Origin of the sequence: Alcanivorax sp. VBW004, from assembly GCF_009718865.1 — a bacterium.
GTDB lineage: Bacteria > Pseudomonadota > Gammaproteobacteria > Pseudomonadales > Alcanivoracaceae > Alcanivorax.
In genome coordinates, this window is record NZ_WNHC01000001.1 from 3205800 (window position 1) to 3227806 (window position 22007).

Consider the following 22007-nt stretch of genomic DNA (forward strand, 5'->3'; position numbering starts at 1 on the left):
AGAACCTGCTACTTCTTCTTCGCTTTTTCGAATACAGCGATGGACTCGACGTGGGTGGTGTGAGGGAACATATCCATCACACCTGCCGCTTTAAGACGGTAGCCCAGCGCCATCAGTTCCCCGGCATCACGGGCCAGTGTGGCGGGGTTGCATGACACATAAACAATCCTTGATGCACCGAGACGGGGCATCAACTTCACCATTTCCAGTGCGCCGGTGCGTGGCGGGTCGATCAGAATACGATCATACGCCTGTCTGGCCCAGGCCTGGCCGCTAATGTCCTGGCTCAGGTCCCAGGCGTGAAACTCCAGGTTTTCCAGGCCGTTGCGGCGAGCATTCTCGTAACCCCGCTCCACCATGGCCTGGCTGACTTCCACACCCACCACCTTGCCAGCCCGCTTGGCGGCGGGAATGGTGAAATTCCCCAGGCCACAGAACAGGTCCAGCACCGTGTGTTCTGGTGAGATGTCCAGCAAGTCCAGTGCCAAAGGCACCATCTTGCGATTAATCTCTGCATTCACCTGGGTGAAATCGGTGGGATGGAAGGCCAACTCCACCCCGGCAGACGGGTGTGAGTAATACAGACGCTGCTCACCGTCTTCCGGCCAGACCCGATGCACGGTACTTTCGTTGCCCGGTTGCAGATAACAGTGCCAGCCCAGATTCTGGCAGAAGCCCACCAGGGCCTGTTGATCTGCCTCAGGCAATGGGTCCAGATGGCGGATAATGAGGGCCACATCGTCATCCCCGGCGGCCAGCTCAATCTGCGGAATGCGGCTGCGGCTTTCCAGGCTGTGCATCAGGGTACGCAGTTCAGAGAGGCGGTGCCCCACGTCCGGGATCAGCACTTCACAGGTGCGGAGCTGGGCAATGAAGCTGTTGCGCTTTTCCCGGAAGCCCACCAGCGTTTCCCCTTTGGCTTCCACGTACTTCACACCCAGACGAGCCTTGCTGCGGTACCCCGTCACCGGGCCGGTCAGCGGTGCCAGCCACTCTTCCGGCTCCAGGCCACCAAAATGCTGCAGCTGTTCACGCAGCACCGCTTCCTTGCGCGCCACCTGCACTGCCGGACTCATATGCTGCAGGCTGCAGCCACCGCACAGAGTACTGTGCTCGCAAGGTGGGGTTACCCGGTCCGGGGACGCGGTGACGATTTCCACGGCTTTGCCTTCATCAAACTTGCGGCGCATGTAGGTGAATTTGAACATCACCTCTTCACCGGGCAGCGCATTATCAATGAAGGTGGTCTTGCCATCGCGGCGGGCGATGCCCCGGCCATCGTGACTCAGGGTTTCAATGCTGGCGGGCTCCGGGGTTTCCGGTAACTGCTTGCGACGTCGTGCCATGGAAGATCTCAATACTCTGGGGGTAAATCCGGGAGTGGGCAGCCATGCAACGCAGGCTGCCAATGTGGTGCGGATTGTAGCGTTTCAGGCCGCTGGCGTCAGATTTGTGACGCCAGCGGCATCAGCTCAGCTCGCCGATGCCTTCTGCCAGGTCTCCAGGAACGCCAGGAAGTGCGGATGCCCTTCTTCCTTCAGGTAGTCCTGCAGCAACGCCAGCTCCTGATCGTAACCGGTAGCGTCCAACTCACCGCGCATCAACTGAAAACGCAGATACACCAGCCAGGTGTTGAGTACGTCGGTTTCGCAATAATCACGAATCCCCTTGAGGTCACCGTCCTGGAAGGCCTCGAAGACTTTGCCACCGCTCATGCCCATCTTGCCCGGGAAGCCCAGCAACGTGGCGATCTGGTCCAGCGGCGCATTGGCGCGCCCGTTATACATGGCCAGCACGTCCATCAGGTCCAGGTGGCGCTGGTGGTAACGGCTCAGGTAGTTGTTCCATTTGAAGCTGGTGTCTTCGTTGCCGGTTTCCCAGTAACGGTGAGCGGCAACGCCATGCTTGAGCGCGCGATAGTGCAACACCGGCAGATCGAAACCGCCGCCATTCCAGCTCACCAGGTTCGGGGTAAAGCGATCGATGCCATCGTAGAAGCGCTCGATCAGCTCTTTCTCTGTGCTGTTCTCATCGCCCAGGGACCACACTTTCACCCCTTGCGCAGAACGCAGCACCACGGAAATAGCGACAATACGGTGCAGGTGCAGGCGCAGAAACTCGGTGCCATTCTCCTGACGGCGCAGGTTGAGCAAGGCGCTGGCAGTGTCCTTGTCGCTAAGCCCATCCAGGTCGTAGATGCGGCGCCCGCCATCCAGATCGGGGATGGTTTCGATATCAAAGACCAATACGTTCACATGCTCTCCCTGTTTTCGCTGTCAATTGTCCACTATCAACTGTCAACGGCATTAAAGACCCCGGTAGACAGATAACGGTCGCCCCGGTCGCAAATAATGGCCACGATCACGGCGTTTTCCAGCTCTTCACTCAACCGTAGCGCACCGGCCACGGCGCCGCCGGATGATACACCGCAGCTGATGCCTTCTTCGCGGGCCAACCTGCGCATGGTGCGCTCGGCCAGGTCCTGATCCATATCCATGACACGGTCCACGCGGGAATCATCATAGATTGAGGGCAGGTATTCCTTCGGCCAGCGGCGAATGCCGGGAATGGACGCACCATCGGTGGGCTGCAGGCCGACAATCTGGATAGCCGGGTTCTGCTCCTTCAGATACATGCTGCACCCCATGATCGTACCGGTGGTGCCCATGGAACTGACAAAGTGGGTAATGCCGCCATCCGTATCGCGCCAGATTTCCGGGCCGGTACTTTCATAATGGGCCAGCGGGTTATCCGGATTGGCGAACTGATCCAGCACTGTACCCTCGCCACGGGCCTGCATGGCCTGGGCCAGGTCGCGGGCACCTTCCATGCCCTCTTCCTTGCTTACCGAAATCAGCTCGGCGCCATAGGCGGCCATGGCATCACGGCGCTCCTGACTCTGGTTGGCGGGCATGATCAACTTCATGCGGTAACCGCGCATGGCAGCGGCCATGGCCAGGGCGATGCCCGTGTTGCCACTGGTGGCTTCAATCAGGGTATCACCGGGCTGTATCTGCCCGCGCTGTTCCGCCTTGAGGATCATGTTCAATGCCGGGCGATCTTTTACCGAGCCGGCCGGGTTATTGCCCTCCAGCTTGACCAGAATGGTATTGCTGGTCTTGCCGGGCATGCGCTGCAGACGCACAAGGGGCGTATTACCCACGGTCTGTTCAATGGTTTTAAGATTCATGGCGCGTATTGTACCTAAAAAGCCGCTTTATGCTGCACGCCTCACGCAACAACGCGGTGGCGCGGAGCGTGCTGCATGTTGCTGCTCTTCAGGCATAATGGGGAAAACAACAGCAATCGGGGATTCATGGTCAACCAAAGCCTTCGCTCACGCCTGATGTTCATGGCCGCCCTGCCCGCCCTGCTGGCGGCGCTGGTCATTGGTGGCTATTCCATGGTCAACCGGATCGTGGATGTCCGCGAGACCAATGCGCAACGTCAGCAACTGGTCACCGATAGCTATGCCGCCCAGCTGGAAACCCTGCCCCATAACAGCCAGCGCAAACAGCAGAACCTGTTACGCCAGTTGCTTGAGGAACAGGACGTCCGGGCCGCCACCCTGGTATTCAACGATGGCCGGCCCACCCTGCACGCCGGGCCTCGGCTACGCCCCGCCCCTGACGGCGCGGCACCCGATGCACAGGGGCGGGTCACCACCGATACCAGCTGGCAGCTGGATCGGGATCTCAGCGGGGTGCTGCCCGCCCAGCTCACCGTGGAGTTTTCCCAGCAGGGGCAATATCTGTCCACGCTGGAAAATCTGCTCACCCTGTTTCTGGTGATGCTGGCACTGATCATGATCGCCATGGTTCCCGCCCTGCGCTTTTCCCGCCAGCTGACTCAGCCCATCAGCGACATGGTCAGTGCGGTGCAACGTATCCGCGATGGCGATCTCAGTATGGCCATTCACACCCAGGCCAAAGGTGAGTTATCGGAACTGGAAACCGCCCTGCGACAGATGGTCGCGGCATTGGCCGACGCCCAGACCGAGCTGCAGCAGAACGTGGATCAGGCCACCCAGGATCTGCGCGAAACCCTGGAAACCATCGAGATCCAGAACATCGAACTGGACATGGCGCGCAAGGAAGCCCTGAAAGCCAGCCATATCAAATCCGAGTTCCTGGCCAACATGAGCCACGAGATTCGCACCCCGCTCAACGGCATTCTCGGCTTCACCAAACTGTTGGACCGCTCTCCCATGACTCCTCGCCAGGAGGATTACCTCTCCACCATTCACAAGAGCGCCGAATCCCTGCTGGCGATCATCAACGACGTTCTCGACTTTTCCAAAATCGAGGCCGGTAAACTGTCCCTCGATCACACCCCTCTCAACCTCCATGACCTGATCGAGGACGTGCAGACCTTGCTCGCCCCCATGGCGCAGGAGCGGGGCCTGGAGCAGGCGGCCATTATCTACTCAGACGTCCCGGTCGCCTTGCTGGGCGATCCGCTGCGCATTCGCCAGGTCCTGACCAATCTGGTCAGCAATGCCATCAAGTTTACCGACCAGGGCTCCGTGGTAGTGCGTGCCATGCTGGAGGAAGACCGGGGGGCAGAAGCAATCATCAAGATTACCGTCACCGATACCGGCCCCGGCTTGAATCCGGAAGCCCAGAAAGACCTGTTCAGCGCCTTTACCCAGGCCGACCAGAGCGCCCGCCGGCAGGAAGGCGGAACCGGACTGGGGCTGGCCATCAGCAAGCGCCTGGTGGAGGGCATGGGCGGCGAGATTGGTATCGACAGCAGCGAGGGCCGTGGCTCCACCTTCTGGTTCACCCTGCGCACCGAGCGGGATCCAAAGCAGCCCCCCCAGCAGCCGCCCCATGCACTGGTAGGCTGCACCGCCACCTTGATCGAAAGTGATGAATACGGCCGGCTGGGCCTGTACCACATGCTCAGCCACTTGCAGCTTCGCATCCATGAACAGCACAACCTCAACGATCTCATGGCGACGCTGGATCAGGGTGCGCTGTCTCACAGTGATTTTCTGGTAGTCGGCCTGCCCAGCCAGGCACCGGGCATCGACCTGCAGCAACTTCTGGATGACCTGGCTGCCCTTGGCACCCCGATTCTGGTGCTGTGCAATAACCCGGAAAGTGTTTCCCACTGGCTGGAGGACTACCCGCACTGCCAGGTTCAGGGAAAACCCGCCACCCGCCAGCGCCTGCATAGCGCCCTGCTCGCATTAAGCGGCCAGGATACCGCTGCACCCCGCCAGCAGCTGGCCACACGACCGTTTACCCAACCGGTTTCCGTGCTGCTTGTGGATGATCACCCGGGTAACCTGAAACTGGCCCGGGTCTTCCTGGAGGAACTCGGGGTCACGGTCACCGCCTGTGATGGTGGTCAAAGCGCCCTTGATAGCTTCCGCGAACAATCGTTCGATCTGGTCTTCATGGACATCCAGATGCCCGGCATGGATGGCAAGGAAACCACCCAGCGCATGCGCGACAGCGAACCCGATGGCGCCCACACACCCATTGTCGCGCTAACCGCCCACGCCCTGGAAAGCGAACGCCGGGAACTACTGGATAGCGGGTTGGACGACTACCTGAGCAAACCCATCACCGAAGGGCAACTACGCCATACGCTGGACAAGTGGGTGCTGCAAAGCACCGCGGATGATCTGCCGCAAGCCCCTGACAGTAACGCCAACAGCGATCAGGTCTTCGATCCTGAATTGGCCCGTCGTCGTGCCGGGGGGCGGGATCATCTTGCCGACGAAATGCTGAAAATGCTGCTCGATAGTCTGGAAACAGATCGGCCCGCTATCTCAGCCGCCTTCGACCGGAACGATAACGATGACTTGCTGGAACGCGTGCACAAGCTCCACGGCGCCACCCGCTACTGCGGTACGCCCCGCCTGGAGCAGAGCGCTCGGCAGCTGGAAGAAGCCCTGAAGACCGGCAGCGACCGCGCCAGCCTGGGGCCGCGGGTCTCTGCCCTGTGCGACGAAATCTGTGCACTGGAACAGCTCTGGCAGGACCAGGGCGACGTCATGACTCTGGGCTAGATTCCGATGCTTCGCTGGATGCAGTGCCTAAACCTTGTCGAGCATGGCCCGCATGCTGCGAACGGCTTCATCCAGCCCGGTGATTGCCGCCCGGGCGATAATGCTGTGGCCAATATTCAATTCATTGATGCCCGGGATTTCCGCAATCGGCAAGGTGTTGTGATAGTGCAGGCCGTGACCAGCATTAACCACCAACCCCTGCTCCAGCGCAAACGCCACGCCTTCACGGATGCGCGCCAGCTCCTGCTGCTGTGCGTCCACCGTTTCTGCATCGGCGTATCCACCGGTATGAATCTCGATTGCCGGGGCGCCGCATTCGCGGGCAGCCGCAATTTGCGCTTTATCCGCATCAATAAACAACGACACTTCAATACCCGCTTGCCCCAGTCGCTGGCAACACTGGGCAATCCAGGCCTTGTTGCCCGCCACATCCAGTCCACCTTCGGTGGTGAGCTCTTCACGTTTTTCCGGTACCAGGCAGCAATGCGGCGGCTGAATGCGGCAGGCAATGCCCACCATTTCTTCAGTGGCCGCCATTTCCAGATTCATGCGGGTCTGCAGCGTCTGCGCCAGCAGTTCCACATCCCGGTCATTGATATGCCGGCGGTCTTCACGCAGGTGCACGGTAATGCCATCCGCACCGGCCTGCTCCGCGACCAACGCGGCCTGTACCGGCTCAGGGTAGCGGGTGCCACGGGCCTGGCGAAGAGTGGCGATATGATCGATGTTGACGCCGAGAAGTACTCTGGACATAAGACTCACCTTAAACGCATTCTTTTCTGGCCGACCTGTAGAGGACGAGCCAGAATTCTAGCTTCTAGCTTCTAGCTTCTAGCTCGTAGCTCGTAGCTCGTATTTTGATTCTAGCTTTCATTTCTCTCTAAACAGCTCCCGGCTTTTCAATGGCCGGTTGCCCAGATGCGGCGCCAGTAAATGTCGACACAGACTCAATGCTGCCCTGCGCGAAGCGGGATGCCAATCACCTTGGGCAATGGCCAGCAAGTCTGCGCCAGCATAACCGCCCCCGGTTTCTGTCTTCGCCAAACCCTGCTCAGGATTTAACTGGTATAACGCCTCGGGATCCAACCCGTGCCCGTGAACATCCTGATCCAGAGCAATGCCGTAACCGATTTGCTCCAACACCGCCAATTCGAATTGCCGCAGCGTAATATCGAACGGAGTCTGCGTCTGCAAGTCGGACAGTGCCTGCTCGTATAACGGCCAAACCGATGGATTGGGATCATCCCGGTGCAGCAGTCGCGTCAGCAGCTCGTTCAGGTAAAACCCGCAGTACAACGCCTTGCCGGTCAGCGTGAGGCGATTGCCGCGCGGCTCGCACGTCCGCAAGGAATACATCTCACCGGAGGGTTTCAGCTCTACCCACAAGGGCGTAAACGGTGCCAGCAAGGGGTCTTTGCGGCCACCGCGCACCACCGCGCCGATACGGCCTAGCGCGGGAAGAAACAGATCTACCGTCAGGCTGGTATTACGAAAAGGCCGCCGGTGAATCAACCAGGCGGCTTGCAGTGACGGCTCAGCGCGGCTCATCGTAGCCGAGCGAACGCAGCGCGCGGGCATCATCGGACCACCCCGCCTTGATCTTCACCCACAGGTTGAGCATCACCTTGCGCTCGATCAGGCGTTCAATATCTTCACGGGCCTGAATGCCGATCTGCTTGATTCGCTCGCCCTTGTCACCAATAAGGATTTTCTTCTGGCCGCGACGCTCCACCAGAATGGCGGCGGAAATTTCGGTGACGCGGGGGCCATCTTCCCACATCTCCACTTCCACACTCACCTGATGGGGCACTTCCTGCCCGAGCTGGCGGACCACTTTTTCACGAATAATTTCCGCCACCATAAAACGCAGGCTGCGGTCGGTAAGCTGATCCTCCTCGTACCAGAACTCACCTTCCGGCAAGCGCTGAACCAGTGCCTTTTCCAGCTCCACCAGGTTTTGTTCGCGCAATGCGGAGACAGGAATCACCGCATCGAAGGGGTAACGTTCACTCAAGGTCTGGATATGCGGCAACAAGGCGGCCTTGTCATCCACGTTATCGACCTTGTTAATGATCAGCAGCACCGGCACCTGATCTTTTTCCGGCAACAGGGACAGCACGTGCTCGTCCGCCGGCGTCCACTTCATGGCATCGACCATCATGCAGATCACGTCCACACCGAACAGGGTGGACACTGCGGCTTCATTCATGGCGCGGTTAAGCGCCTTTTCCTGTCCCGTGTGAATACCCGGCGTATCGGCAAAGATAATCTGATAGTTGTCCCGGCTGAGAATTCCGTGGATACGGTGACGGGTGGTCTGCGGCTTGCGTGAAGTAATGCTGACTTTCTGGCCGATCAAGTGGTTCATCAACGTGGATTTCCCCACGTTGGGACGCCCGACGATGGACACCATGCCGCAACGGGTCGCTTGGGAATCATCGGGGTGGGACGTTGGGGTATCAGTCATACTGCTGCTCCAGCCATTCAAGCGCCAGGCTTGCGGCCTCCTGCTCAGCCTTGCGGCGGCTCGCGCCCTGGGCGATAAATATCTGCTGCACCTGATCCAGTGAGCACTGCACATCAAAGGTCTGTTGCGGTGCCAGGCCTTCCACCTGGGTCACTTCATAGGTCGGCAATTCAAATTTGCGCGCCTGCAGCCATTCCTGCAAACGGGTTTTGGCATCCTTCTGGGCACTTTGCGGTGAAACCGCTTCAAGGCGGGGCGCAAACCAGGACAACACCACATCCCGGCAACGGGGCTCGCCACCATCCAGCAGCATGGCGCCAATTATCGACTCCAGCGCATCCGCAAGAATGGAATCGCGACGAAAGCCACCGCTTTTCAGCTCGCCACCACCCAGCACCAGGTATTCCCCCAAGCCCAGTTCCCGTGCCACCAACGCCAACGTTTGGCCACGCACCAGAGACGCACGCATACGGGTCAGCTGACCTTCAGCAGCTTCAGGAAACTGTTCAAACAGGGCAACGGAGATAATCTGCCCGAGCTGGGCATCACCGAGAAACTCCAGCCGTTCGTAGTTACGGTGACGGCTGACACTACGGTGTGTCAGCGCCAACTCGAGGAGGGAAATATCCTGAAACTGATAGCCCAAACGGGCCATCAGCCGGTTAAGGTCACCGTTCACTGGCGAACGTCTTTCTTGAACTCGTCTTTGAAGGTCATCACGATGCTCACGTTGTAGAACATCGGTTCGCGCACTTCATAGTCTGTGGACACGGTCAGCACACCACCTTCCTTGGCGATAGCCAAGTCATCGACACGAATTACATTGACCTGGTTAATGGTGAAACGCTTGTCGATCCCTGCGCGAATTTCACTCGGGGACATGAGTGCTGTTTTGCTGTCCTGCAGCAATGAGCGGATGGTTGTCGAAATCGTGTTGTGCTCCATATAGGCCGGAACCATACGGAATGCTGCTGTCCCCAGGATAGCCACAACAATCAGCACGACTGCCCAGCTGATCATCGACATCCCACGTTGCCGTGAGGGCGTTGTTGTCATCATTTTAGTTTGCCTCCACCTTATCAATAGCGCCATTACGAGAAAAACTGGGCAGAGAGAAAACCGGTTTCCAGTGCATCCAGATCATGAACGCTTCCCCCACGACCAGCCCCTCAGGGACTATACCCCAGAATCGGCTGTCGTTACTGTTATCACGGTTGTCGCCCATCACAAAGTAGGCATCTTCCGGCACCGTCCATTCTCCCTGGGTACGTGCCTGCGGCAGCTGACGCCCGGTATAGGGGTTGTTTTTGCCTTCCTGCCAAATCAGGTGAGTCGCGTCACCCAACTGCTCAACGTATTGCTTGCGCCACACACCCGGGCCAGCCCATTCATTCACCAGATCCCGGTCAACGATCTCCCCGTTCACCGTCAGCACGTTATCCTTCACCTGAACCGTGTCACCGGGCAACCCCACCACACGCTTGATGAAGTTCTGCTTCCGGTTTTCCGGGAACTTGAACACCATCACATCACCGCGTTCAGGCTCACCGGTTGCAATGATTTTGGTATTGGTTACGGGTAAACGCAGCCCATAGGCAAACTTGTTAACCAGAATAAAGTCATTCACCTTCAGGGTTGGCAGCATGGAGCCGGAGGGAATGGTAAACGGTTCAACAATAAATGAACGGATCACCAGCACCACGAAGAACACTGAAATCAGCGAGTTGGAGGTTTCCACTACACTGGCCACCGGGCCGCCCTTGCTCTTCAATTTCAGAGCCTTGTCGATCAGCCAGACGACAACCGTAATCGTCAGCGCCAGGGTCAACCAGAAACCGATATCAATATCCAACAGAAATCTCCATTAAAAGACGCAACAAGCTGCACGCCCCACGCATCACGTCAAAAGCAAAAACACCTAATGTGAAAAGTTAAGTGCCAGAACTCCAGATCCAATAAAAGCCCGAAAGGCAGAACCGCAGGTTCTCGCGTGTTGCGTGATGCGTGCGGCCTGCTGCGGCTCTTTAATCATCCACCTTCAGCACGGCCAGGAAGGCCTCCTGGGGGATTTCCACATTCCCCACCTGCTTCATGCGCTTCTTGCCTTCTTTCTGCTTCTGCAGCAGCTTTTTCTTACGCGATACGTCACCGCCATAACATTTCGCGGTCACGTTCTTGCGCAGAGCCTTTACGGTCTGGCGGGCAATAATCTTGCTGCCAATGGCCGCCTGGATGGCCACATCAAACATCTGGCGCGGCACCAGCTCTTTCATTTTTTCACACAGGGCACGGCCCCGGTAGGCAGACTGATCCAGGTGACAGATCATCGCCAGCGCATCCACCTTATCGCCATTGATCAACACATCGACGCGCACCAGCTTGGTGGCTTCGAATCGCTCGAAGGCATAATCCATGGAGGCAAAGCCCCGGCTCACGGACTTGATACGATCGAAGAAATCCAGCACCACTTCCGCCATGGGAATATCGTAGGTCAGGGCAACCTGTTTACCCAGATACTGCATATTGATCTGTGAACCACGGCGCTCCACGCAAAGAGTGATCACATTACCCACAAACTCCTGTGGCACCAGGATATTGACCCGCGCAATAGGCTCACGGAACTCCTCGATCTTGCCGCCTTCAGGCAGTTTGGACGGGTTATCCACGTGCAGGATGTCGCCGGAGACCAGCGCCAGTTCGTACACCACGGTGGGCGCCGTGGTAATCAAGTCCAGGTCGTATTCGCGCTCCAGCCGTTCCTGGATGATTTCCATGTGCAGCATGCCAAGGAAACCCACCCGGAAACCAAAGCCCAACGCGTCGGACGTCTCCGGCTCATAGAACAGGGAGGCGTCATTCAGGGTCAGCTTGGCCAGCGCATCACGGAAATCTTCATAGTCATCCGCACTCACCGGGAACATGCCCGCGTAGACCTGCGGCTTGACGTTCTTGAAGCCCGGCAAGGCCGGTACATTGGGGGTTTTCGCCAGGGTCAGGGTGTCCCCCACCGGTGCCCCGTGAATATCCTTGATGCTGCCGCTCACCCAGCCCACTTCGCCGGCTTCCAGCAATTTGGTCTCGGTGCGTTTGGGAGTGAAGATCCCCAGGCTGTCGACCACATGGGTCTGCCCGGTGGATTTCACCAGAATCTTGTCACCTTTTTTCAGGCAGCCTTCTTTCACCCGCACCAGCGAGATCACGCCCATGTAATTATCGAACCAGGAATCGATAATCAGAGCCTGCAGGTCCGATTCGCGTTTGCCTTCCGGGGAGGGAATGCGCTCGACCAATTGCTCCAGCAGATCATCCACACCCACGCCGGTCTTGGCCGACACCCGGCAGGCATCATGGGCATCCAGGCCGATAATTTCCTCGATCTCGTTGATCACCATTTCCGGCTCGGCCTGGGGCAGGTCGATCTTGTTCAGAACCGGCAGCACTTCCAGGTCCTGTTCAATGGCGGTGTAGCAGTTGGCCACGGACTGGGCTTCCACACCCTGGGCAGCATCCACCACCAGCAGCGCCCCTTCACAGGCCGACAGGGAGCGGGAGACCTCGTAGGAAAAATCCACGTGGCCCGGCGTATCAATAAAATTCAACTGGTAGGTTTCGCCATCACGGGCCTTGTAGTACAAGGTCACACTCTGGGCCTTGATGGTAATGCCTCTTTCCCGCTCCAGCTCCATGGAATCCAGCACCTGAGACTTCAGCTCACGGTCACTAAGGCCGCCGCAAACCTGGATAAAGCGGTCTGCCAACGTGGATTTGCCATGGTCGATATGGGCAATGATGGAAAAGTTGCGAATATTCTTGATGTCAGTCATAAGGCCTGTTGAACAAAAAGTCGTTGCCGCACCGGCACTCCCCGCCCCGTGGTCACACCCCAAGGATCAGAAAGAACCGTCCTGCTGCCCAGCCCTGCGCCGGACAACACACCGTGATACTCAAAACGACAAACAATGGGCCGCGATTCTAGCGGATATCGGGGGGGAGTTGCACGGCGCACCGTCCGGTGCGCCGAAAAACCCTGTGTCAGGCCCTGAAAAAGGGGTTATGGCAGCTTCAGTGCCAGAAAACGGGGAGTGCCATCACGGTTGACCAGTGCCGCCACCGTGCCGTCTTCCGGCAAGGCCGCCGCCGCATCGGCCAGATCCGCCGCGCTGTTGATCGGGGTATTGTGCAGGGTCACCAGAATATCCCCCGCCTGAATACCCGCCTGGCGTGCCGGGCCCTCGCTCACCTGGGTCACCACCACACCGGCTTTGAGGTCCAGACGGCTCAATTCCGACGCTGATGCTTCCCGCACGGCCAGACCCAGCTTCACCGCGGGTGACGCCTTATCGGTTTCAGCCCCGCCCTTGAGGGCCATTTCCGGGTTATCCGGTAGCAGGCCGATGGTCACCGACAAGGTCTTTTTCTCGCCATCGCGGATCACCACCATGTCCACATCCGATTCGGGCTTCACCAGGCCAACCCAACGCGGCAGCTCCGATGAGCGGTAGATAGTCTCATCGTTGAACCGGGTAATCACGTCGCCCGGCTCCACCCCGGCCGCCTCGGCTGGGGAGCCCGCCAGCACCTGGGAAACCAGCGCACCGCGGGGCGAATCCAGGCCAAAGGACTCGGCCAGATCCCGATCAACCTCCTGAATCAGCACGCCCAGCCATCCTCGGCTGACTTTACCGCCATCCTTGAGCTGACTGACCACATCCATGGCCATGTCCATGGGAATGGCAAAGCTCACCCCCATATAGCCGCCGGAACGACTGAAAATCTGTGAGTTGATCCCGACCACTTCACCGCTCAGATTGAACAACGGCCCACCGCTGTTACCCGGGTTGATCGCCACATCGGTCTGGATAAAGGGTACATAGCTGTCGCTGGGCAGGCTGCGCCCTTTGGCGCTGACAATACCGGCCGTCACACTGCTGTCGAAGCCAAACGGGGCGCCAATGGCCAATACCCATTCGCCGACTTTCAAATCCGCAGAGGAGCCGATGTCCACCACCGGCAGATCACCGGCATCCACCTTCAGCAAAGCCAGATCGCTCTGCTCATCCGCTCCCACCAACTCGGCGGGCAACTCACGGCGGTCCTGCAGGCGCACCATGATTTCATCCGCTTCCGCCACCACATGGTTGTTGGTCAGCACGTAACCATCAGCGGAAATGATGAACCCGGACCCTAACGAACGGGTATCGTCCTGCTCCGGCAACGACGGCATGTCACCCTCGCCACCGAACTGTTCAAAAAAGTGCTGAAAAAACTCCGGCAGCTGCTTGAGCTGATCCGCGGCAGAAGACTCATCCCGGTGCGTCACGGTGCTGATATTCACCACCGCCGGTCCTTCCTTTTCAACCAGGCGGGTAAAATCAGGCAGGCCGGTCACCAGGGGTTCACCGCGTTCGCTGGAAGGTTCAGAAGCAGGGTCGGAGCATGCCGCCAGTACGGTACTCAGGATTACAAGCCACACTGCTGCGAAACGAAATTCTCGTCGCATTGAAGTCTCCTTTTGTCAGGCCTTGTCCGCGGCCTGTTATTGCGATGCAGGCTTAATCACCACAGCCTGGCAACTATCGTCCCCGGATGGCACCAAGCGTGGTTGATAAGCCAGAGTATGCCCCGCACGGCGGCTCATGACACGGTTGACCGCAAAACCGAGAAACAGCCCCGCCATACCCAGCAAGGCAGACGTATCAACGGTTTCGACGGGAAGCGCCGAGCCAAGCAAGGCACCGGTAAACAGCAACACCAGTGGCAACCCATATACCCACAGGGCACCACGCATCAACGCGCCTTCGGGTAAGGCCACATTAACGGTATCGCCAACCTGGTGAGAATCTTGAGAAGGAACCCGCAGGCGGGCGCGCTGCCCGGACTGCTGTTCATTGATAAGGTGATGCCCACAACCGGCTTTCGCCTTGCAGGCACCACAGGTGGACGCACGCACGGTTTCTACCCAGATAGCCCCGGGCTCTACCGCCACGACGACTCCCTGCTCCTGCAACATTAGGGCTGGCTGTCTCGCACGCTGATGCCTTCAATCACCCGCTCTGCGGTGTTTTGCGGCACCTCGCCCACCAGCGTCACCAGGTAGGCTCCACTGGGGGCCGTGAGCCTGCGGCTAACGGCGACCGTAGGGCCTACGCGGCTCACGCCTTCTTCCACGGTGCTGTCACCCACCGCTTCCACAAACACGGTAAAGGCCGCCAGACCGTCACTGTAGCCTTGTGCTGCCACCGGCTCGCGGTCGGAGCCGCCCTGGCGCCAGTCTTTATCCACGGAGGTAAACCCCGCCGGCATCCATTTCGCATCCACCGACAACTGGTGAGACGGGTGAGAATCCGCCAGTTGTTTCAGATCGCTTTCTTTCACGGTTTCCGGGATGGCGAAATCCTGCTCGGTGAGCGGCGGCGCCAGCGTCAGAGTGACAAACTCCACTCGCTCCAGCGCCACACCACTGCCATCAACCACTTCCGATTTCAGCAGCAGATTACTGTCGTTATCCAGCCACAGGCGGTAACCGTAACGGTGGTTATCCAGGGGCGCCACACGCATACGCGTGGCCGCACGGCCGGCAACGCGGCCATCACCATCCACCAGAATGTTGTACTGCTCCGGCACATCATTGGCGATCCGGTCGCCCAGGGCCAAGGGGCCGCCCTTCTCACGGTTAATGCGAGTCAGGGTGCCGTTCGGGTGCAGGCACACCACCTCGTCGCCCCGGCGCAGCACCTCCACCAGGCGGCCATCCAGATGGGTCAGCCGCTGGAACTCACGGCCACCTATCACCGCATGGCTCACTTCCATGGTGCTGACTTCGGCACCAAATTGATAAAGGAAACGGCCAGTGTAATCGAGGGAGCGATTGGCCTGTGCCATGGACTGGAGCTGATCCTGCGCCGGCGAGGGGTTCGCCAGCGCCACTTCAGACAGCGCCACCATTGGCGAGCAGAGGGTCAGAGAGAAGGCAAGAGCTCGAAGCATCATCCGTTAGCGGGCCCCGTGACGGGCATCCATGCTGACCAGGCGCGCAAAGGGCATCATGCCCTGGCCGCTATGGCGCGCTGCGAAATCGCTATGACGCAGCAGCATGTTGTTTACACGGGGCTGGGAGACCGGCACCGCAGTAGCGGGGGTCGCCGTCACATTGCTGGTCTTGAACGCCTGGGAAACCAGGGAGGTTTCACCAAACGGACGGCTGATGCGGTTATCCGGCGCCGCAGCGGCCAGAGCCGGTGCTGCAGAACCATTCACCGCCTGGCTGCCTTCCCAGGTCTGCCAGCCAACCACCGTGGCCGCCGCCACAGAAGCCGCCACAGCCAGGCGCGCCATGCCACCCAGCCATGCCGGACGACGCGCCGGCAGCGCTTCGTCTGCCAACGCAGCAGACAGGCTGGCATTAAAACCCGCCGGCACCGCCATGGAAGCCTGGCCGTGCATCACGTCGCTGGCCAGCTGCCAGCGCGCCAGCGTATCCAGCTCGCTATCATCGATATCACGCATCACCCGGCGGGTTTCCAGCTCGCTGGTTTCACCGTCGAGGAACGCGGACAACGTTTCCAAATCCCTGTTCATACTCTCACCCTTTATCGCCGCGCTGTGAGCCCAATAGCGGGCGGACAGCTGTGTCAATTGCTTCCCTGGCCCGGAAGATCCGGGACCGAACTGTGCCCACCGGGCATTCCATGACGACCGCAATGTCCTCGTAGCTGAGGCCCTCGAATTCACGCAGGGTCACCGCAGTCTTCAACTCCTGAGGCAGCTCGTTGATCGCTGCATGGATCACCGCCTCCAGTTCCTCTGACAACACGAGGGACTCCGGGGTTCCAATTTCGTGCAGCATTTCTGCACCGGCGTACTGCTCGGCTTCGGCTGCATCCAGGTCAGAGCCCGGCGGCCGCCGGCTGGCAGACACCAGGTGATTCTTGGCAGTATTGACCGCGATACGGTAAAGCCAGGTATAAAAGGCGCTGTCTCCACGGAATCGGGGCAGCGCGCGCCAGGCTTTAATAAAGGCTTCCTGGGCAACATCCTGGACCTCGTCCTGGTCACGCACATAACGGCTAATCAACGCAAAGAGGCGCTGCTGGTACTTGTGCACCAGCACCTCAAAGGCACGTTGATCGCCGGTTTTGGCTTTCTTGACCAACTCTTCGTCTGACACCGATCCCCCGGATCTATCGCGAAACGCGTGAAGTAACCATGGCCGAATTATGACGACCCGCTAAAACGCGCCATTGTAGCAGTTGCCGGCGTGGCGGCTACACCATGAGCGCGATTTCGCCACCTTTTCACATTGCTTGAACATTTCTTTGCCAATGCGATGGCGTGTTTATAGGACAGAATCGGACAGGCAGAAACGCTGATGGTTCCAATAAAGCTGAAAATCAGACGCATTCTCAAGATCAGGCAAACCGAGCCCCCTCGCAAGGCAGGACGAATCTGGCGAGGGGGGGGCATCAAGACTAGAAAATGGAGCAACCACTACCGCCGAATTTCTTTTTCACTTGGGCCATACAGCCACGCATCAGCAAACCGAACGGATCGCCGGGCAGGGTTTCGCAGACCTTCTTGGCCGCATACGCCTTGGAACATTCCGTGGCTGTGGCTTCCAGGGTGTTGCCGGCCACCGGTTGAGCCCCGGCCTGCCCGCCCGGGGCGGCGGCCGCCATCAAGCCAGCAGGTCCGGTCCCGGGTGCCGCCTTCGGTTCACTGACCTCGATCATGGCCGCCACCACGTCAGCAGGCAGCCCCTCCCTGGTCAACCAACTGGATTCTTCAGGGGTAAACAGGCCATAGGGCTGGCCCGCAGCCTTGATACTCGCCGCCATGGCCGGTGCCGAGCGCTTGCGGTAGGTCTTCTTCAGCACATCCATCACCCGCAAATCTGCCGGCCCCACAAACAGCAGGCGTTCATTGCCTTGGATGTCATCCGCAAATTCGGGGTGTTTTTCGACGATCGCCGCATAGGCCTTGAGGCGTTCGTTACGTTTGCGCCCCGCCAACACCTCAGCCAAATGGGTAGACACCAATGGGCGATAGAACTTCAGATCCGGGTTATCCAGCGCGGCGGCCAGCTTGTCCACATCCTTTGATTTCTTGAGCGAGTCATACAGAGGCTCTTCAGCAACAATATTTCGCGTCAGCTTTTCTTCATGGGAAAAGAAAGAGGCATACCAGGCCGCATCGGTGACTTTCTGGGTACCTCGCAATTTCCCTAGCGGAAACCAACTCATGAAAATCGTGCCGCGATAGTGAGCGTTGGCGCTGTACACCAGCTCTCCTTCCGAACGCATTTCAATGGTCGTATCGAATTGCTGCGGTGCCACCATGGGCACCAGACAAAGGCTGAATGAACACCCCACCGTAGTCACCACCACCGTAGCAATCGTAGCAATGCTATTTTTCGGACGCTGGCGCGTTACAGTGATATCCAGCGGCGGCATATCCCCCTCATGCAACCAGTAATCCGCTGCCAGGGCCAATTCATCATTGGCGCTACTTCTGGGCTTCTCATTCAGGCTTTTTTGGAACTTTTCACTGGCCCACGGATAGGCATTATAAGTCGCTTTTCCCTTGGCGTAGGGAATAATCGGGTTATTCGGATTAGTGTTGAAAAGATCAATAGTGTCCTGCGTGATTGGCGTCCCTTGCTCGGTGTAGTAATTTGCAGACATACAGCCACTCAACAAGCTCACAGCTATCGCGCTGGTTGCCAGCACTTTTAGTACCCTTCTCATAGTGTTCCCCGATACTGATTTTCCGTACGCCACTCCCCCCAATGAAAGCAGCGCTGTCCCAAGTCACAGGAAAATAACAACTCTGTCACAAAACCGCATACCCCATTTGGGGGATAGATCAGCATTGGTCATTTAGCCAGAGCCGAATTCACCGCTATACTGGCCACCGCATATCCCATCCAACCGGGCTCTTCACAACAGGATTCTCCATGGCTACCTACCGACACGATGTACTCATTATCGGCTCCGGCGCTGCAGGCCTCACCGCCGCATTGCGCCTGCCGGATGAGTGTCAGGTTGCCCTGCTCTCCAAAGGAGAGCTCACCAGTGCCAGCACCTACTACGCCCAGGGTGGCGTGGCCGCGGTGCTGGATCAGGAAGATTCACTGGAAAGCCACGTGGCCGATACTCATGTGGCCGGCGCCGGCCTGTGCCACGACGATGCCGTGCGCTTCACCGTGGAAAACGGTCCCGACGCCATCCGCTGGCTGATTGATCTGGGAGTGGACTTCACCCGCTTCGACAGCGGTGACGGCAGCAAGCTGCCCTACCACCTGACCCGCGAAGGCGGCCACAGCCACCGGCGCATCATTCATGCCGCCGACGCCACCGGCAAAGCCATTTCCGGCACATTGATTGAACAGGTCTGCCAGAAACACAACGTGACCCGCTTTGAACACCGGGTGGCCGTGGACCTGATCGTGCAGGAACACGACGCCCCCAACGGGGAACAAGGCAAAGAAAAACGCTGTTGCGGTGCCTACGTACACAATATTCAAACCGGGGAAACCGACGTTATCCTGGCCCGCTCCGTGGTACTGGCCACCGGCGGCGCCTCCAAGGTGTACCTGTATACCTCCAACCCGGATGTGGCCACCGGCGATGGCATTGCCATGGCCTGGCGAGCCGGTTGCCGGGTGGCGAACATGGAATTCATGCAGTTCCACCCCACCTGCCTCTACCACCCCAAGGCGAAAAGCTTCCTGATCACCGAAGCCATTCGCGGCGAAGGCGGGCATCTGCTGCTACCCAATGGCGAACGCTTCATGAACCGCTTTGATGAACGCGGCGAGCTGGCGCCCCGGGATGTGGTAGCACGCGCCATTGACCATGAAATGAAGCGGCTGGGGGCGGACTGTTTGTACCTGGACATCAGCCACAAGCCAGCGGACTTCATCATCGAGCACTTCCCCACCGTGTACGCCAAGTGCCTGCAGCTGGGGCTGGATATCACCCGCGATCCGATTCCTGTGGTCCCTGCCGCCCACTACACTTGCGGCGGCGTGATGATCAACGAACACGGACAAACCGACGTACCCGGCCTCTACGCCATCGGCGAAACCAGCTTCACCGGCCTGCACGGCGCCAACCGCATGGCCAGCAACTCCCTGCTGGAGTGCTTCGTCTATGGCAAAGCCGCCGCCGACCATATCGGCGCACACCTGCATAACCTTCCCACGCCCCGGGACGACAATGAATGGGACGATTCCCAGGTCACCGACTCAGACGAGGACGTGGTGATCAGCCATAACTGGGACGAACTACGCCGCTTCATGTGGGATTACGTGGGCATTGTGAGAACAGAAAAACGCCTGGAGCGAGCCCTGCACCGGGCCGAACTGCTGAAGAGCGAAATCGCCGAGTATTACAGCAACTACCACATCAGCAACGACCTGCTGGAACTGCGCAACCTGGTGGTGATCGCCGAGCTGATCATCCGCTCCGCCATGCAACGCAAGGAAAGCCGTGGCCTGCATTTCATGCGTGACTTCCCCGGCGTGAACGAAGAAACCAGGGACACGATCCTGACGCCGGACACAATGAATAGTTAGTAGCTAAGAATTAATAACGTCGCGAACTGCCCCTTTCTGTTCTGAAAGGCAAGAGACCGCGCCCTGGAGCTGGGCGCGGTCTCTATGCGTTGAAACCTACATACGCTGCTCGCGCAATTATTAATTAGTCATTATTAACTATTAATTGCTCTTCCTGTTGGTCCATAACCACTGATAAAACGGCTGCAACTCTGCCACCGGCGCCTGATCCGCAAACACATGCAGCCAGCCCTTTGGCGTTTGCATGGCCAGCCAGGGACCATGGCGGATAACCCGCAGAGGCTGCTCCATCACCTGGGTATGCTTACCCGTCACCGTCAACGTCTGCGCGTGCAATTCCAGCGACTCCGGCTGTGGCAGGCGCCAGCCCAACAGCATCACCGGCAACCCCCCGAGCAACACCAGCATGGCCCAGCCCGGCAATGACGACAGCACAATGACCGGCCCCACCACCAACATCGCCAGCCCGCGCAGGCGCATCGGATAGCGGGAGGCGCCGAGCTTAACCCTTCTTCGCGGAGACCAGGCCGAGGACATGGCGCACATACTCGTTCAACAACGGGTCCGCAGGCTCGCTGCGATAGGTAAACCACTCGAACATGTCGGCGTCTTCACAGGCAAGCAAGGTGGCGAACTGAGCCTGGCGCTCGGCCGGCTCCGCGTCAAAATGGTCATCCAGATAGCCGTACAGCACCACTTCCACTTCAGAGGCGCCCCGGCGACACTGCCAGCGATATTTGCGTTTCAGGTCTTCATTACTCATTTCTGCACTATCCTGATCAGAAACTCCGGCGTCTTGCGCCAATTACCAACCATGGCTTTCAGGCTGTGCGCGCATTATCTATCATGCCTGATGATTTCTCGACTCTTCGGCGTCACACGCCAAGACACACATGCCCAAACGACAGGAGCACCATGAGCTGGTCCCAGTTTATCGCCGCCCAACCCCTCGCTGACCATGCCGAGGCAAGCACCGCACCGGCATTAAGCCATTGCGATCACCTGGCCGTCATCCGCGCCTACGGCGAGGAAGCGGGCCATTACCTGCAAGGGCAGCTTTCCTGTGACCTCCATGAAGTGGACAACGGAGGCCACCTCACCGGCATGCACCTGAGCCTGAAAGGCCGTGGGCTGGTCAGCGTACGCATCGTGCAAGACGGTGATGACTACCTGATGCTCTGCCCCGCCGGGCAAAGCGAGGCGGTGATAAAGTCACTGATGAAGTACCGTCTGCGCGCCAAGGTGGAATTTCAGGTCGACGAGCAGGCGGTGCTGATGGGACTGAGCGGTGCCTTGCCTGCCACCTCGCCCGAATCCGGCCAGAGCGGACGTAACGGCCAGGGCCTCTGGTTGCGCTACCCCAATACGGATCACGCCCTGCTGATCACTGACACCGAGCAGGCTGAATCCGTCTGGACCGTGCTTGCCCAGGACCGTACCGCCACCAATGCCAACGGCTGGCGGCAAGCCGACATCGACGCGGGTGAAGGCATGGTCTATCCCGGCGCTGAAGACCTGTTTCTGCCCCAGGTACTGAACTACGACGTCACCGCCGGGGTGAATTTCAAGAAAGGCTGCTACACCGGCCAGGAAGTCGTCGCGCGCATGCACTTCAAGGGCAAACTCAAGCAGCGCATGCAGCGCATTGACTACACCGCCGAGGTGGACCTGGCACCCGGCGAGACTCTTCGCAACAGCGACGGCAAGGCTGCCGGTGAAGTGGTCAGCAGCGCCCGCAATCATGCCGGGCGCAGCGCACTGGTGGTACTGCGTCGCGACACCGACGGCGTACTGTTCAAGGGCGAGCAACCGCTAAACAGCCAGCTCGGCACCCTGCCCTATACATTGCCCTGGAAAGATTAAGACCCACGGAGCGCACACGCTCTCGTAGGTCGAATTAGCCGAAGGCGTAATCCGACAGCCGACCTGGCAATGGAGCCTAC

Annotated in this window: 21 protein-coding genes; 3 read left to right on the top strand and 18 right to left on the bottom strand. The window is 58.9% G+C overall.

Annotated elements, in window-relative coordinates; translation table 11 throughout:
* Positions 1-8: 8 nt before the first annotated feature.
* From rlmD to cysM, 3 genes are all read right to left on the bottom strand, one after another.
* The gene (gene rlmD, locus F1529_RS14595; RefSeq protein WP_155135754.1) at positions 9-1346 is read right to left on the bottom strand and encodes a 23S rRNA (uracil(1939)-C(5))-methyltransferase RlmD; all 1338 of its coding nucleotides are present in this window, start codon (positions 1344-1346) and stop codon (positions 9-11) included.
* Between the two features lie 126 nt (positions 1347-1472).
* Complete coding sequence (locus tag F1529_RS14600) at positions 1473-2255, bottom strand: 3'-5' exonuclease (protein ID WP_007148584.1); 783 nt, start codon at positions 2253-2255, stop codon at positions 1473-1475.
* A 35-nt stretch (positions 2256-2290) separates the two neighbouring features.
* Complete coding sequence (cysM, locus tag F1529_RS14605) at positions 2291-3190, bottom strand: cysteine synthase CysM (RefSeq protein ID WP_155135757.1); 900 nt, start codon at positions 3188-3190, stop codon at positions 2291-2293.
* 126 nt (positions 3191-3316) lie between these two features.
* Here cysM and F1529_RS14610 point away from each other — a divergent pair, with 126 nt between their 5' ends.
* Complete coding sequence (locus F1529_RS14610; RefSeq protein WP_230457805.1) at positions 3317-6022, top strand: response regulator; 2706 nt, start codon at positions 3317-3319, stop codon at positions 6020-6022.
* A gap of 27 nt (positions 6023-6049) precedes the next feature.
* Here F1529_RS14610 and pdxJ read toward each other — a convergent pair whose 3' ends face one another.
* The 13 genes from pdxJ to F1529_RS14675 form a co-directional block, all read right to left on the bottom strand.
* Positions 6050-6775 carry a pyridoxine 5'-phosphate synthase gene (pdxJ, locus tag F1529_RS14615; RefSeq protein ID WP_155135763.1) on the bottom strand — a complete coding sequence of 242 codons (726 nt, stop codon included), beginning with the start codon at positions 6773-6775 and terminating at the stop codon, positions 6050-6052.
* Positions 6776-6892: 117 nt separating this feature from the next.
* Positions 6893-7570 carry a DNA repair protein RecO gene (recO, locus tag F1529_RS14620; protein ID WP_155135766.1) on the bottom strand — a complete coding sequence of 226 codons (678 nt, stop codon included), beginning with the start codon at positions 7568-7570 and terminating at the stop codon, positions 6893-6895.
* Positions 7557-8489 carry a GTPase Era gene (gene era, locus F1529_RS14625; RefSeq protein WP_155135769.1) on the bottom strand — a complete coding sequence of 311 codons (933 nt, stop codon included), beginning with the start codon at positions 8487-8489 and terminating at the stop codon, positions 7557-7559. Before era ends, recO begins: the two co-directional genes overlap by 14 nt.
* A complete protein-coding gene (rnc, locus tag F1529_RS14630; protein WP_339344213.1) occupies positions 8482-9168 on the bottom strand; it encodes a ribonuclease III in 687 nt (228 codons plus the stop codon). Before rnc ends, era begins: the two co-directional genes overlap by 8 nt.
* Positions 9165-9548, bottom strand: a complete 384-nt coding sequence (locus F1529_RS14635) for a DUF4845 domain-containing protein (protein ID WP_155135772.1) — start codon at positions 9546-9548, stop codon at positions 9165-9167. Before F1529_RS14635 ends, rnc begins: the two co-directional genes overlap by 4 nt.
* Position 9549: 1 nt before the next feature.
* A complete protein-coding gene (gene lepB / locus F1529_RS14640) occupies positions 9550-10341 on the bottom strand; it encodes a signal peptidase I (RefSeq protein ID WP_155135775.1) in 792 nt (263 codons plus the stop codon).
* Between the two features lie 172 nt (positions 10342-10513).
* Complete coding sequence (lepA, locus tag F1529_RS14645) at positions 10514-12313, bottom strand: translation elongation factor 4 (protein ID WP_007151197.1); 1800 nt, start codon at positions 12311-12313, stop codon at positions 10514-10516.
* A 227-nt stretch (positions 12314-12540) separates the two neighbouring features.
* Positions 12541-13989 carry a DegQ family serine endoprotease gene (locus F1529_RS14650; RefSeq protein ID WP_155135778.1) on the bottom strand — a complete coding sequence of 483 codons (1449 nt, stop codon included), beginning with the start codon at positions 13987-13989 and terminating at the stop codon, positions 12541-12543.
* Between the two features lie 36 nt (positions 13990-14025).
* On the bottom strand, positions 14026-14475 hold the full coding sequence (locus tag F1529_RS14655; protein ID WP_232211681.1) for a SoxR reducing system RseC family protein: 450 nt from the start codon (positions 14473-14475) through the stop codon (positions 14026-14028).
* Between the two features lie 23 nt (positions 14476-14498).
* A complete protein-coding gene (locus F1529_RS14660; protein WP_155135781.1) occupies positions 14499-15479 on the bottom strand; it encodes a MucB/RseB C-terminal domain-containing protein in 981 nt (326 codons plus the stop codon).
* 3 nt (positions 15480-15482) lie between these two features.
* Positions 15483-16067: a sigma-E factor negative regulatory protein gene (locus F1529_RS14665; RefSeq protein WP_155135784.1), complete on the bottom strand. Its 585-nt coding sequence runs from the start codon at positions 16065-16067 to the stop codon at positions 15483-15485.
* 4 nt (positions 16068-16071) lie between these two features.
* On the bottom strand, positions 16072-16656 hold the full coding sequence (gene rpoE / locus F1529_RS14670; RefSeq protein WP_007150383.1) for an RNA polymerase sigma factor RpoE: 585 nt from the start codon (positions 16654-16656) through the stop codon (positions 16072-16074).
* 301 nt (positions 16657-16957) lie between these two features.
* Positions 16958-18169: a hypothetical protein gene (locus F1529_RS14675; protein WP_155135787.1), complete on the bottom strand. Its 1212-nt coding sequence runs from the start codon at positions 18167-18169 to the stop codon at positions 16958-16960.
* Positions 18170-18441: 272 nt separating this feature from the next.
* On the opposite strand from F1529_RS14675, the gene nadB reads away from it, so the two are divergent.
* Complete coding sequence (gene nadB / locus F1529_RS14680) at positions 18442-20064, top strand: L-aspartate oxidase (RefSeq protein ID WP_007150586.1); 1623 nt, start codon at positions 18442-18444, stop codon at positions 20062-20064.
* A 141-nt stretch (positions 20065-20205) separates the two neighbouring features.
* Here the strand turns inward: nadB and F1529_RS14685 are convergent, their stop codons facing one another.
* Together F1529_RS14685 and F1529_RS14690 are read right to left on the bottom strand one after the other, a co-directional pair.
* Positions 20206-20601 (bottom strand): hypothetical protein, encoded by a 396-nt coding sequence (locus F1529_RS14685; RefSeq protein WP_230457806.1) that lies wholly within the window; start codon positions 20599-20601, stop codon positions 20206-20208.
* Positions 20567-20827, bottom strand: coding sequence for a succinate dehydrogenase assembly factor 2 (locus F1529_RS14690; RefSeq protein ID WP_155135790.1), 261 nt, complete (start codon positions 20825-20827; stop codon positions 20567-20569). Before F1529_RS14690 ends, F1529_RS14685 begins: the two co-directional genes overlap by 35 nt.
* A 152-nt stretch (positions 20828-20979) precedes the next feature.
* On the opposite strand from F1529_RS14690, the gene F1529_RS14695 reads away from it, so the two are divergent.
* Complete coding sequence (locus F1529_RS14695; RefSeq protein WP_155135793.1) at positions 20980-21927, top strand: folate-binding protein YgfZ; 948 nt, start codon at positions 20980-20982, stop codon at positions 21925-21927.
* Positions 21928-22007: the final 80 nt, after the last annotated feature.

Coding starts and splice junctions, on each gene's coding strand:
- F1529_RS14665 (WP_155135784.1), bottom strand. CDS start 16,067: ATGAACAGGGATTTGGAAACGTTGTCCGCGTTCCTCGACGGTGAAACC.
- F1529_RS14660 (WP_155135781.1), bottom strand. CDS start 15,479: ATGATGCTTCGAGCTCTTGCCTTCTCTCTGACCCTCTGCTCGCCAATG.
- recO (WP_155135766.1), bottom strand. CDS start 7,570: ATGAGCCGCGCTGAGCCGTCACTGCAAGCCGCCTGGTTGATTCACCGG.
- rlmD (WP_155135754.1), bottom strand. CDS start 1,346: ATGGCACGACGTCGCAAGCAGTTACCGGAAACCCCGGAGCCCGCCAGC.
- F1529_RS14690 (WP_155135790.1), bottom strand. CDS start 20,827: ATGAGTAATGAAGACCTGAAACGCAAATATCGCTGGCAGTGTCGCCGG.
- era (WP_155135769.1), bottom strand. CDS start 8,489: ATGACTGATACCCCAACGTCCCACCCCGATGATTCCCAAGCGACCCGT.
- cysM (WP_155135757.1), bottom strand. CDS start 3,190: ATGAATCTTAAAACCATTGAACAGACCGTGGGTAATACGCCCCTTGTG.
- F1529_RS14685 (WP_230457806.1), bottom strand. CDS start 20,601: ATGTCCTCGGCCTGGTCTCCGCGAAGAAGGGTTAAGCTCGGCGCCTCC.
- pdxJ (WP_155135763.1), bottom strand. CDS start 6,775: ATGTCCAGAGTACTTCTCGGCGTCAACATCGATCATATCGCCACTCTT.
- F1529_RS14650 (WP_155135778.1), bottom strand. CDS start 13,989: ATGCGACGAGAATTTCGTTTCGCAGCAGTGTGGCTTGTAATCCTGAGT.
- lepA (WP_007151197.1), bottom strand. CDS start 12,313: ATGACTGACATCAAGAATATTCGCAACTTTTCCATCATTGCCCATATC.
- F1529_RS14635 (WP_155135772.1), bottom strand. CDS start 9,548: ATGATGACAACAACGCCCTCACGGCAACGTGGGATGTCGATGATCAGC.
- F1529_RS14610 (WP_230457805.1), top strand. CDS start 3,317: ATGGTCAACCAAAGCCTTCGCTCACGCCTGATGTTCATGGCCGCCCTG.
- F1529_RS14675 (WP_155135787.1), bottom strand. CDS start 18,169: ATGTCTGCAAATTACTACACCGAGCAAGGGACGCCAATCACGCAGGAC.
- F1529_RS14695 (WP_155135793.1), top strand. CDS start 20,980: ATGAGCTGGTCCCAGTTTATCGCCGCCCAACCCCTCGCTGACCATGCC.
- nadB (WP_007150586.1), top strand. CDS start 18,442: ATGGCTACCTACCGACACGATGTACTCATTATCGGCTCCGGCGCTGCA.